This window comes from Streptomyces sp. NRRL WC-3742, assembly GCF_000720635.1.
Lineage (GTDB): Bacteria > Actinomycetota > Actinomycetes > Streptomycetales > Streptomycetaceae > Kitasatospora.
Genome location: NZ_JOCF01000051.1, coordinates 1 through 12,262 on the forward strand (window position 1 = coordinate 1; position 12,262 = coordinate 12,262).

Sequence of the window (12,262 nt, forward strand, 5' to 3'; positions counted from 1 at the left end):
AGGGTGGGGAGATCGAGGGCGGTTTCGGCGGGGGTGAGGGCGAGGAGGGTGAAGCCGGCGGCGCGGACGGTGTCGAGGGCGGCGGGCCAGGGGTCGAGGCGGGCGTAGGGGACGGCGAAGACGGCGCCCATGGAGACCTTGACGGCGCGGCGGTAGAGGGGGTCGGCGCAGTCGGGTGAGAGGAGGACGGCGTCCATGCCCAGGGCGGCGGCGCTGCGGAAGATGGCGCCGAGGTTGGTGTGGTCGACGAGACCTTCGAGGACGGCGACGCGGCGGGCTCCGGTGAGGAGGGTGGCGGCGTCGGGGAGGGGCTTGCGCTCCATGGAGGCGAGGGCGCCGCGGTGGACGTGGTAGCCGGTGACGGCTTCGGCGAGGTGCGGGTCGACCACGTGGACGGGGGCGTCGGCCTCGGCGATGACGTCGGCCATCACGTCCAGCCACTTGGCGGTCAGCAGCATCGAGCGCATCCGGTAGCCGGCGGCGAGGGCGCGGCGGATGACCTTCTCGCCCTCGGCGATGAACAGGCCCTCGGCGGGTTCGCGGCGGCGGCGCAGTTCGACGTCGGTCAGGCCGGTGTAGTCGGCCAGGCGCGGGTCGGCGGGGTCGGTGACGGTGCTGGGTTCGGACACCCTGCGATCTTGCCAAGGCCGGGCGGGGAAGGCCAAACGGGCCAAGGGGCGGGTGGTCCCGGCGTGACGGGAGTGCCAACATGACCGTATGGCCCGACCCCGCGCGAGGCGGCCCTGGCCGGTGCGGCTGCGGTCGGTGGCCGGACAGGTGTTCGCGCTGCAGATCCTCGTGGTGCTGCTGCTGGTGATCGCCGCGGCGGTGGCACTGGTGGTGCAGTCGCGGGGGGACGCCGACCAGGAGGCACGCGACCACTCCGTGGCGGTGGCCCAGACCTTCGCCAACGCGCCGGGCATCGTGGACGCGCTGCGCTCCCCCGACCCGACGGCCGTGCTGCAGCCGAGGGCGGAGGCGGCGCGGGTGGCCTCGGGGGTGGATTTCGTGGTGGTGCTGAGCGACCAGGGCATCCGCTACACGCATCCGAACCCGGCCCGGATCGGCCAGATGTTCATCGGCACCTTCGAGCCCGCGCTGCACGGGAAGGTGGTGACCGAGCACGTCAACGGCACGCTCGGGCCGCTGGTGCAGGCCGTGGTGCCGGTGTACGCGCCGGACGGTTCGGTGGCCGGGCTCGTCTCGGCGGGCATCACCGTACGGAACGTGGACACCGCGAGCGCGCGTCAGCTGCCGGTGGTGCTGGCCGTGGCGGCGGGCGCGATCGCCCTGGCCACGCTGGGGACGGCGCTGATCACCCGGCGGCTGCGGCGCCAGACGCACGGGCTGGACCCGGCGGAGATGACCCGGATGTACGAGCACCACGCGGCGGTGCTGCACGCGGTGCGCGAGGGCGTGGTGATCGTCGCCGGAGACGGGCGGCTGCTGCTCTGCAACGACGAGGCCCGCCGCCTGCTCGACCTGCCGCCGGACGCCGAGGGCCGGCCCGTCACGGAGCTGGGCCTGGAGCCGGCCCCGCTGGAGCTGCTGACCGCCGACCGTCCGGTGACCGACCAGGTGGTGCCCGCCGGCGAGCGGCTGCTCGCGGTGAACGTGCGGCTGACGGACCAGGCGGGCGGGCCGCCCGGCTGCGTGGCGACGCTGCGCGACTCCACCGAGCTGCTGGCGCTGAGCGGCCGGGTGGAGACCGTGCAGCGGCGGCTGCGGCTGCTGTACGACGCGGGGATGACGGTGGGCAGCACGCTGGACGTGACGCGAACGGCGGAGGAGCTGGCCCAGGTCGCGGTGCCGCGCTTCGCGGACTTCGTCACGGTGGACCTCGCCGAGCAGGTGCTCACCGGTGAGGAGCCCCCGCCGGGCGGGCAGCTGGGGCGGGTGCGGCGCACGGCTCTCGCCGGGGTGCGCGAGGACGCGCCGTTCCACCCGGTCGGCACGGTGCTGGACGTGGTGCCCGCCACCCCGCTGGCCGGGGCGCTGGACAGCGGCGAGCCGGGCCTGGAGCCGCGCCTGGCGGAGGCGGAGGGCTGGCGGCGCCAGGACCCGGAGCGGTCGGAGCAGGTGCTGGCGTACGGGGTGCACTCGCTGCTGCGGGTGCCGCTGCGGGCGCGCGGGGTGCTGCTCGGGGTGGTCCGGTTCTGGCGGGCGCAGCGGCCGGAGCCGTTCGAGGCGGAGGACCTGGTGCTGGCGGAGGAGCTGGTGGCGCACGCGGCGGTGTGCGTGGACAACGCCCGGCGCTTCACCCGGGAGCACGAGATGGCGGTGACGCTGCAGCACAGCCTGCTGCCGCGCACCCTGCCGGAGCAGGACGCGCTGGACGTGGCGTACCGCTACCTGCCGGCGCGGGCCGGGGTGGGCGGGGACTGGTTCGACGTGATCCCGCTGCCGGGGGCGCGGGTGGCGCTGGTGGTCGGGGACGTGGTCGGGCACGGGCTGCACGCGGCGGCGACGATGGGGCGGCTGCGCACGGCGATCCACAACTTCTCGACGCTGGACCTGCCGCCGGATGAACTCCTGGGCCACCTGGACGAGTTGGTGAGCAGGATCGACCGGGAGGAGGCGGCCGGGGAGGGCTTCGGCCCGGCCGGGGCGACCTGCCTGTACGCGATCTACGACCCGGTCTCGCGCCGCTGCACGATGGCGGGCGCCGGGCACCTGGCGCCGGCGGTGGTGGACCCGCAGGGGCACGTGGCGTTCGCGCCGGTGCCGATCGGGCCTCCGCTGGGGCTGGCGGACCTGCCGTTCGAGGCGGTGGAGCTGGAGCTCGCCGAGGGCAGCCGGCTGGTGCTGTTCACGGACGGCCTGGTGGCGGACCGCACCCGGGAGGTCGGCGCGGGGCTGGAGCAGCTGCGGGCGGTGCTGTCCGGGTCGGCGCGCACGCCCGAGCAGACCTGTGCGGACCTGCTGGGGGCGCTGCTGCCGGCCGAGCCGCAGGACGACATCGCGCTGCTGGTCGCGCGGACGAGGGTGCTGGCGCCGGACCACGTCGCGGAGTGGGAGGTGGCCTCGGACCCGGCGGCCGTACGGGAGGTGCGGGCGGCGGTGGCGGAGCGGCTGGCGCAGTGGGGGCTGGAGGAGGCGGCGTTCGTGACCGAGCTGATCCTCAGCGAGCTGGTGACCAACGCGATCCGCTACGGCTCCGGGCCGATCCGGGTGCGGCTGCTGCGCGACCGGGCGCTGATCTGCGAGGTGTCGGACGGCAGCAGCACCTCGCCGCACCTGCGGTACGCGGCGAGCGAGGACGAGGGCGGGCGCGGGCTGTTCCTGGTCGCGCAGTTCGCGGACCGCTGGGGGACGCGCTACACGGCGACGGGGAAGGTCATCTGGACGGAGCAGCCGCTGGAGTGAGCGGGAACCGGAGTGCGTGGGAAGTCGGACGGGCCGACTTCCCACTCCGCCGGGGTCACTGGGCCGAGCTCACTTCCGGAAGGCGGCGGCCAGGACGTCGACGACCTCGCCGATCACGATGACGGCCGGCGGCTTGACGCCCTCGGCCTCGACCACGGCGGCGACGGTACCCAGGATGGCGTCCACGCGGCGCTGGGCGGCGGTGGTGCCCTCCTGGACGATCGCGACCGGGGTGTCGGCCGAGCGGCCGGCGGCGACCAGCCGGGCGGCGATCGCGCCGATCTTGTCCACGGCCATCAGCAGCACCAGGGTGCCGCTCATCCGCGCGGCGGCGTCCCAGTTGGTGAGGGAGCGCTCGTCGTCGGGGCCGACGTGGCCGGAGATCACCGTGAACTCGTGGGTGAGGCCCCGGTGGGTGACGGGCACGCCGGCCGCCGCCGGGACGCTGATCGAGCTGGAGATCCCGGGCACCACGGTCACGGGGATGCCGGCCTCGGCGCAGGCGAGCAGTTCCTCGCCGCCGCGGCCGAAGACGTACGGGTCGCCGCCCTTGAGCCGGACGACGAACTTTCCGGCCTTGGCGTGCTCGATCAGGGTGCGGTTGATGGCCTCCTGGGCCATGAACCGGCCGTAGGGGATCTTGGAGGCGTCGATGACCTCGACGTGCTCGGGCAGCTCGGCGAGCAGCTCGCGCGGGGCGAGGCGGTCGGCGACCACCACGTCGGCGTCGGCGAGGAGGCGGCGGCCGCGCACGGTGATGAGGTCCGGGTCGCCGGGGCCGCCGCCGACCAGGGCCACCCCGGCGCCGCGGGAGCGGTACTGGCGGGCGGCCAGGGAGCCGTCCCGCAGGCCGTCCACGATGGCGTCGCGCAGGGCGGCGGAGTGGCGCGGGTCCCCGGTGAGGACGGCGACGGTGGCGCCCGCGTCGCGGCCGCTGGCCGGGGTCCAGGCCGAGGCGGCGGAGGCGTCGTCGCTGCGGGAGCAGAACACCCGCTCGCGCTCGGCCTCGGCGCTGACGGCCGCGTTGACGGCCGGGTCGTCGGTGGCGACCAGGGCGTACCAGGCGCCGGCGAGGTCGCCGTCCTCGTACGGGCGGGCGTGCCAGGTGACCTCGCCCGCGTCGGCCATGGCCTGGACGGCCGGGGTGGTGGCCGGGGATATCAGGTGCAGTTCGGCGCCGGAGGCGATCAGGGCGGGCAGCCGCCGCTGCGCGACGTGGCCGCCGCCGACCACCACGACGCGGCGGCCGGCCAGCAGCAGGCCGACCGGGTAGGGCGTACGGCCTTCGGTGCTGGGGTGCGGGGTGGGCGCGGTCATCGGCGGTGCTCCTGGTGCGAGGTGAGGGTGTGGGGCGTGCGTACGGCGAGGGTCTGTCCGGCCGACCTCGGCGGATCAGCCCGCGGCGTTGGGCGCCCGGCGTCGCGGGCCCGGCGAGGTCGGCCGGACAGACCCTGTACGCCGCTGCGCGGACCGGCGCCCTCGGGCCGGTCCGCGAAGCGGTGTACGGGCTGCGTCAAGCCTTCTCGGTGACCCCGGCGGAGTCGAAGGTGGCTACATCGTGCATCGCCCGGGCCGCGCTCTGCACCAGCGGGAGGGCCAGCAGGGCGCCGGTGCCCTCGCCGAGGCGCAGGTCCAGGTCGATCAGCGGGCGCAGGCCGAGCTTGGCCAGCGCGGCCTGGTGGCCGGGCTCGGCGGAGCGGTGGCCCGCGATGCAGGCGGCCAGCACCTCGGGGGCGATGGCCTTGGCCACCAGTGCGGCCGAACCGGCGATGACGCCGTCCAGCACCACCGGGGTGCGCAGCGAGGCGGCGCCGAGCAGGAAGCCCGCGATGGCCGCGTGCTCCAGGCCGCCGATCGCGGCGAGGACGCCGATCGGGTCGTTCGGGTCGGGCTGGTGGAGGGCCAGCGCGGCGCGGATGACCTCGATCTTGCGGGCGTGGGTCTCGTCGTCGATGCCGGTGCCGCGGCCGGTGACCTCGGCCGGGTCCAGACCCGTGAACACCGAGATCAGGGCCGCCGAGGCGGTGGTGTTGGCGATCCCCATGTCCCCGGTGACCAGGGCCTTGTTGCCCGCCGCGACCAAGTCGCGGGCGGTCTCGATGCCGACCTCGATGGCCTGCAGCGCCTCCTCGCGGGTCATCGCCGGGCCCTGGGTCATGTCGTCCGTGCCGGGCTTGACCTTGCGCGGCAGCAGGCCCGTCGCCCGGCCCTGCTGGACGGCCTCCGGCAGCTCGGCGGCCACGCCGACGTCCACCACGCAGACCTCGGTGCCGATCTGCTTGGCGAAGGAGTTGATCACCGCTCCCCCGGCCAGGAAGTTGCCGACCATCTGGGCGGTCACCTCCTGCGGCCAGGGGGTGACGCCCTGGGCGTGCACGCCGTGGTCGCCCGCGAAGATCGCCACGCAGGCGGGCTCCGGGATCGGCGGCGGGCACTTGCGGGACAGTCCGCACAGCTGGGCGGAGATGATCTCCAGCATGCCGAGCGAGCCGGCCGGCTTGGTCATCCGCTTCTGGCGGTCCCACGCCTCGCCGAGCGCCTTCGCGTCCAGCGGGCGGATGCCGCGCAGGGTCTCCGCGAGCAGGTTCTGCGGCTCCTCGCCGGGCAGCGCGCGGTTGCCGTACTGCTCCTCGTGGACCACCCAGGACAGCGGGCGCTTCTTCGCCCAGCCCTGCTGCTCCAGCTCCGGCTCGCCCGGGAACTCGTCGACGAAGCCGACGCACAGGTAGGCGACGACCTCCAGGTGCTCGGGCAGGCCCAGCTCGCGGACCAGCTGCTCGTCGTCGAAGAAGCTCACCCAGCCGACGCCCAGGCCCTCGGCGCGGGCGGCCAGCCAGAGGTTCTCGACGGCCAGGGCGGCCGAGTACGGGGCCATCTGCGGCTGGGTGTGGCGGCCCAGGGTGTGGCGGCCGCCGCGGGTGCGGTCGGCGGTGACCACGATGTTCACCGGGGTGTCGAGGATGGCCTCGATCTTGATTTCCTTGAACTGCTTCGCCCGGCCCTTGGGCAGCGAGTCCGCGTACGCCTCGCGCTGGCGCTCGGCCAGGGCGTGCATGCGCCTGCGGGTCTTGGCGGAGCGGATCACCACGAAGTCCCAGGGCTGCGAGTAGCCGACGCTGGGGGCCGTGTGGGCGGCCTCCAGGACGCGGATCAGCACCTCGTGCGGGATCGGGTCCGGGCGGAAGCCGTTGCGGATGTCGCGGCGCTCGCGGATCACCTGGTGGACGGCGTCGCGCCCGGCCTCGTCGTAGCCGGGGGCGGCGGGGCCGCGGGGCTCGGCGGGCTCGGTGGGCTCCTCGGGCTGCGGCTGCTCGGCCTCGGCGGGCTGCTGCTCGACGGCCGGGGCCTCCTCCTGGACGGGCTCGGGCTCGGCGGGCTCAGCGGGCTCGGAAGCCTCGGACGGCTGCTCCGCGACGGGCTCCGCCTGCTCGGCCTGCTCGGCCTGCGGCGCCTCGGCGGCGGGCTGCTGCTCGGACTCCGGCGCGACGGCCGCGACGGCCTCGACGGCTGCGGCGGCTTCGGCGGGCTGCTCGCCCTCGACGGACGGCTCCGGGGCCTCCGGGGACTCCGCGGCCTCCGGGGACTCGACCGGCTCGGCGACGGCCTGACCGGACGGCATCTCACCGGTGCCGACGGCGGTCTCGGCGACCGGCTCGGCAGCCTCCTCGACGACGGGGGCCTCGGGCTGCTCGGGCTGCTCGACCGGCTCGACGGCCTCGGCCACCTCGACGGCCTGCGGCGCGTCGGCGGCCACTATGGGCGCCTCCTGCTGCGCGGCCGCCTCGACCTTGGGCAAGCCGTGCGAGGTGGGCGCGGCGAGGAAGGCGGAGATCCGGCGCGGCTGGGCCGGGGCGGAAGCCTCGGGCTGCTCGGCGACGGCCTCGACGACCACGGTCTCGACGGCGACCGACTCCGCGACGACGGCCTGCGGCTCCGTCACGAGGGCCTGCGCCACCGGCTCCTGGACGGGCTCCGGCGCGACCGGGGCGGCCGGGGCGGCCTGGGCGACGCCGTCCTCCGGCGTCTCCACGACCTCGATCACCTCGATGGCGCCGACCGTCTCCACGGACGGCACGCCCTCGACCGGCTGGGAGGCCAGCGGCACCTGCTCGTACGCATGCGCCTCCGTGCCCGGAGCCGCGGGGGCCTCCTGCATCACCGGGGCGATGAAGGTGACCTGAGGCACCGGCTGCGGGGCGGCTGCGGCGACGGCCTCGGCCATCGGCGGCTGCCCGGCGACCGGGATGCCGTGGGCGGGCGTGCCGGACTGCGACTGCTCGACGACCTCGACGACCTGGGCGACCTCGACGACCTGGGCGACCTCGACGAGTTGCGCCGGGTCGACCACAGCGACGCCGTCCACGGGCGCACCGGCCAGCGACGGGTCGATCACCACGACGCCCTGGGCAGGCGTGCCCGCCGAAGGCGCGACCGGGACACCGACCTGCGAGGGGTCGCCCACCGCGACACCGTGCGCGGGCGTACCGGCCTGCGGCTGGTCGGCCACCGGGACGCCCTGGGCCACGACCGGGGCCCCGGCCTGCAGGGGCTCGGCCACCGCGACGCCGTGCGCCGGGGTGCCGACCTGCGACTGGTCGGCCACCGGGACGCCCTGCAGCGGCGCGACCATCGGAACGCCGTGCGCGGGCGTGCCCTGGGCGGGCCCGACGACCGGGATGCCGTGCGCGGGCGTGCCGCCCTGCGAGGGCCCGCGGTCGGCCAGCGAACGGACCGGCACCTGGCCGGTCATCATCGACGGGTCCGGGATGGGCGGCCCGGCGTGCAGCGGGCGGCGCTGCGCCTGAAGGGGCGTCACCGGCTGCGGTGCCTGCGGCTGGGCCGGGACGGCGTGGACGGGCTGCTGCCCGTGCTCGGGGCCTCCGAGCGCCGGCGGGTCCAACGGCGGCCAGGACGGCTCGACGGGCGTGCCCTCCAGCTGCGTGCCGTCCACCTGCGCGCCCTCCAACTGCTGGGCGTGCGGCGCCTGCGGCGCGTGCTCGACCGGGGCGGCCACGGAGGGCTCGCCCCAGGAGCCCTGCGGGCCGGGCATCAGGAGGACGTCCTCCTCCTCGTCCAGCCCGTCCGGCTGGTCGAGGAAGTGGAAGGCCGGGCGGGGCGTGCCCTGGTCGACGGTCCAGCCGTCGCCGGGCAGGCCGGGGGCCGGGACGGTGAAGCCCTGCTGGCCCTGCTGCGGGATGACGCCGTGGGGCGCCGCCGGGTTGGGGATCAGGCCCCCGTCGGTCGCGACGCCCTGCAGGGGTGCAACGCCCGCGACGCCCTCCGGTCCGCCGAGCGGGTCGGGCCCGGCGTGCAGGTGCTCCGGCAGTCCCTCACCGGGGACGTGGCCGCCATCGGTCATTGTCAAAGCTCCTTCCAGGCCGCTGCCGCGCCCCTTGGCGACGCGATCAACCGACCGCAGCGCCCATCCGCCGGGCCGGGCCTGCACCGACCCGCCCCTCAACCACACGCGGCCGCCGCGCCGAGGCGCTGCGGCCAGGTCCTTCCGGCGCGCTGCGACACCCCGGCCCGGGCACCGCCCGCAGGGGCGGCGCACCGTCTGAAACAACGACAACCCGGGGCAACCGGCACGACCGCACCGGACCCTACGGCATTCTCCAGGTCCGGCGCCCGGCCCGTCGAATTGCCCACACTCCGAGCGGAACCGGGCTGCACCGCGTCAAAAAGGTGACAAACCGACCGAATCGGGCGCGCCGTCGGCGACAACGGCCGCCATGACGTCACACTACCGGCCCGACGCGGTGACCTCTCGAATCGGTGTCCGGATGCGACCTGGATCACCGCGGGGGCACCCGGCGGTTCCGCCGTGCGCCCGAGCCCTTCACAGGATCTGCTCACCCCAGAGCAGCAGCACGCCGCCCCTTCCGGAGCCCAGCGTCAGCCCGTCCTCCTCCCCCACCAGGGGCGTGGACTGGAGCAGCGCGCCGTCCACCCGGTAGCCGGCCTCGGCGATGGCGCGGCGGACCTGGTCGGCCTCGGCGAAGGTCCGGGGTACCGCGACGAACCGTTCGGGCTTGCGGGCGAGCACCGCGCGTACGACGTCCAGGCCGCCGGACTCGACCACGGCGAGGTCCGGCTCCGGCAGGCCCCCGAGCACCTCGGGGCCGTGGCCGTGGACCGTCTCCACCTCGGCGCCGTAGCGGCGGGCGTTGACGGTGAGCCGGGCGCAGGCCGAGCGGGAGCCCTCGACGGCGACCACGGCGGCGCCGAAGCGGGCCGCCTCCACCGCGAGCGCGCCGTGGCCGGCGCCCACGACCCAGACGAGGTCCCCGGGGCGGGCGCCCAGTCGGGCGAGCACCAGTGCGCGGGCGTGCGCCGGAAGGGCCTCCGGTGCGCCGGTTTCGCCCTCCGCGCGCCCGGCGCCCGCGTAGGCGTCGGCGGGGAGTGCCCAGCCGCGTTCCGCGCCGGGGTAGCCGACGGGCCGTCCGGCCAGCCAGCCGGCCGCCTGGCCGACGGTGGCGCCGGCCGTCTGGGCGTTGCCGCCGATCACCAGCACCACGTTGGGGTCGCGCCAGTCGTGGTCGGCGATGCGGTCGGAGGTGAGGACGGTGACGTCCTCCTCCGGGGTGCCGAGGGCCTCGCAGACGACGAAGGTGCGGTGCACCCCGCGCAGCATCAGGGCGAGTTCGGCGGGCCCGGCGCCCGGGGCGGTGAGGACCGCGACCTTGGGGTGGGCCCGGCAGATGTTGGCCGCGCGGCGCAGCCGTCCGCCGTGGGCGCTGACCACCTGGGCGTCCTCCCAGGGCATGCCGGCCCGGGCGAAGGCGGTGGCGACGGAGGAGACGGCGGGCAGGACCTCGAGTTCGAGGCCGTACTCCGGGCGGCGCAGGGTGCGCACGACGCCGAAGAACCCCGGGTCTCCCTCGGCGACGACGACGGCGGCGCCCCGGTGTTCGGCGATCCGCTTGGCGGCCTGCTGGATGTCGCCGAGGATGATCCGCTCGGCGGTGGGCGGCACCGGCAGGGCGCCCAGTTGGTAGGGGGCGCCGGCGACGAGGGTCGCGCCGGCCAGGGCCGCGCCGGCGGCCTCGGTCAGCGGTGTGCCGTCCCACCCGATGACCGTGATCCGGTCAGCCATCTGCGGCCGTTCTCCCTCGACTCGGTGCCACTCGGAGCCACTCGGCGCCACTCGGGGTGCCGCAGGAGAGGTTACCGGGTGTGATCCCCCATGAGGCTCATGACTCGCACACGTGTCCGTGCCGGGCGGGGCCTCCTCTAGTCGCGCAGCGCGTAGCGGCCGACGGGCCGGGGCTCGGGGGCTTCCAGGTCCTCCGGGAGGAGGCTCCACAGGATGAGGTCGCTGCGGCTCTCCCCGGTGGACCTCTCGACGAACTCCCCGGACTCCCCGCGCACTATCCAGGCGCTGCGCAGCACGCCCTCGCTGATGCCGCCGATCTTCTGGGCGACCTGCTGGGCGGCGGTGTTCCCGGCGGCGGTGCGCAGCTCCAGGCGCAGGAAGCCGCGGTCCTCGAAGAGCCACTGGGCGACGCCGAGGACGGCCTCCGGGGCGTAGCCCTCGCCGCGCGCCCAGGAGGCGGTGACGTACGAGATCTCGGTGCTGCGCAGCCGCCAGTCGGTGTTGCGCAGTTCGACCAGGCCGACCAGGCGCTGGGTGAGGTGCTCGGTGACGGCGAAGAGGATGCCGTGGCCGGCGGCGCGGTGGGCGGGGGCGTGGGTGCGGGCGAGGTCGGCCGCGTACGCCTCGGTGAACGGGTGCGGGAGGTCCGTCCAGGCCAGGACGAGGTCGTCGGCCATCATCTCGGCCAGGCCCGGGGCGTCGTCCTCCGCCAGGGGCCGCAGCAGCAGCCGTTCGGTGCTGATGGCGGTCTCGGGGAAGCTCGCTGGCATGCCGTCTCTCCTCGCCGGGTCGTGAACACAACACCGTACGCCCCCGCCGTGCGACGGGTGGCGCCCGGTGCGCCGCGCGCACGACGGTACGTCAGAACGCCCTGTGCCGAGGCGTCCACCCGGGCATACTGCCCGACCGGGCCCCCGCCTGCGGTCGGCGGGGGCCCGGTCGGGCGTCACGAGGTATTGCGGTACGACGATCAGAACGCGGGGATGACGGCGCCCTGGAAGGTGTCCTGGATGTACTTCTTGACCTCGGCGGAGTGCAGCAGCTCGGCCAGCTTCTTGACCCGCGGGTCGTTCTCCTTGCCCTTCTTGACGGCCAGGATGTTGGCGTACGGGTTGCCCTCGGCCTTCTCCAGCACCAGGGCGTCGGTGGTCGGCTTGAGACCGCCCTCGATCGCGAAGTTGCCGTTGATCACGGCGGCGTCCACGTCGCCGAGGGAGCGGGGCAGCTGGGCGGCCTCCAGCTCCTTCCACTTGAGGTGCTTCGGGTTGTCCTTGACGTCGGCCGGGGTGGCGGCCGTCCCGGCGCCGTCCTTGAGGGTGATCAGCTTGTTGTCGGCGAGCAGCTTGAGCGCGCGGCCCTCGTTGGTGGCGTCGTTGGGCACGGCGACGGTGGCGCCGTCCGGCAGGTCGTTGAGCGACTTGACCTTCTTGGAGTAGGCGCCCAGCGGCTCCAGGTGGACCGTCTCGACGGAGACGATGTCCGTCCCGTTCTTCTTGTTGAAGTCCTCCAGGTACGGCACGTGCTGGAAGTAGTTGGCGTCGGCCGAACCGTCCTGCACCGCCGTGTTGGGGGTCACGTAGTCCGTGACCTCCTTGATCTCGAGCTTGAGGCCGGCCTTGTCCGCGAGGTTGTCCTTGACGAACTTCAGGATCTGCCCGTGCGGGGTGGGGGTCGCGGCGACCTTCAGCGGCGCGTTCGGGTCCGAGGAGGAGGAACCGGAGCTGCTGCAGGCGGCCAGCGAGAGGGCGAGGCCGGCGGTGGCGAGGACGCTGGTGAACTTCACGGTGTTGCGCACGAAAA

7 protein-coding genes are annotated in these 12,262 nt (G+C 75.2%); 1 reads left to right on the forward strand and 6 read right to left on the reverse strand.

From position 1 onward, the window contains the following. On the reverse strand, positions 1-629 hold a 629-nt coding region (locus IH61_RS0126020), incomplete at its 3' end, for a TrmH family RNA methyltransferase (RefSeq protein ID WP_031073998.1). Between the two features lie 88 nt (positions 630-717). Here IH61_RS0126020 and IH61_RS0126025 point away from each other — a divergent pair. Beyond that, positions 718-3,366, forward strand: a complete 2,649-nt coding sequence (locus tag IH61_RS0126025; RefSeq protein ID WP_031074000.1) for a SpoIIE family protein phosphatase — start codon at positions 718-720, stop codon at positions 3,364-3,366. 69 nt (positions 3,367-3,435) lie between these two features. Here the strand turns inward: IH61_RS0126025 and cobA are convergent, their stop codons facing one another. From cobA to IH61_RS0126050, 5 genes are all read right to left on the reverse strand, one after another. Beyond that, positions 3,436-4,683, reverse strand: a complete 1,248-nt coding sequence (gene cobA, locus IH61_RS0126030; RefSeq protein ID WP_031074009.1) for a uroporphyrinogen-III C-methyltransferase — start codon at positions 4,681-4,683, stop codon at positions 3,436-3,438. 196 nt (positions 4,684-4,879) lie between these two features. Further along, entirely contained in the window at positions 4,880-8,725 is a 3,846-nt protein-coding gene (cobT, locus tag IH61_RS0126035) for a nicotinate-nucleotide--dimethylbenzimidazole phosphoribosyltransferase (protein WP_078911407.1), read from the reverse strand. A gap of 480 nt (positions 8,726-9,205) precedes the next feature. Next, positions 9,206-10,462 (reverse strand): precorrin-6y C5,15-methyltransferase (decarboxylating) subunit CbiE, encoded by a 1,257-nt coding sequence (gene cbiE, locus IH61_RS0126040; RefSeq protein ID WP_031074013.1) that lies wholly within the window; start codon positions 10,460-10,462, stop codon positions 9,206-9,208. Positions 10,463-10,599: 137 nt separating this feature from the next. Continuing rightward, positions 10,600-11,232 (reverse strand): GNAT family N-acetyltransferase, encoded by a 633-nt coding sequence (locus tag IH61_RS0126045; protein WP_031074016.1) that lies wholly within the window; start codon positions 11,230-11,232, stop codon positions 10,600-10,602. Between the two features lie 200 nt (positions 11,233-11,432). Further along, positions 11,433-12,257, reverse strand: coding sequence for a MetQ/NlpA family ABC transporter substrate-binding protein (locus tag IH61_RS0126050; RefSeq protein ID WP_031074018.1), 825 nt, complete (start codon positions 12,255-12,257; stop codon positions 11,433-11,435). Positions 12,258-12,262 lie beyond the last annotated feature (5 nt).

What these genes read in the sequence shown, in the direction of transcription:
- cbiE (WP_031074013.1), bottom strand. Translation starts at nt 10,462, where the DNA reads ATGGCTGACCGGATCACGGTCATCGGGTGGGACGGCACACCGCTGACC.
- cobA (WP_031074009.1), bottom strand. Translation starts at nt 4,683, where the DNA reads ATGACCGCGCCCACCCCGCACCCCAGCACCGAAGGCCGTACGCCCTAC.
- IH61_RS0126025 (WP_031074000.1), top strand. Translation starts at nt 718, where the DNA reads ATGGCCCGACCCCGCGCGAGGCGGCCCTGGCCGGTGCGGCTGCGGTCG.
- cobT (WP_078911407.1), bottom strand. Translation starts at nt 8,725, where the DNA reads ATGACCGATGGCGGCCACGTCCCCGGTGAGGGACTGCCGGAGCACCTG.
- IH61_RS0126045 (WP_031074016.1), bottom strand. Translation starts at nt 11,232, where the DNA reads ATGCCAGCGAGCTTCCCCGAGACCGCCATCAGCACCGAACGGCTGCTG.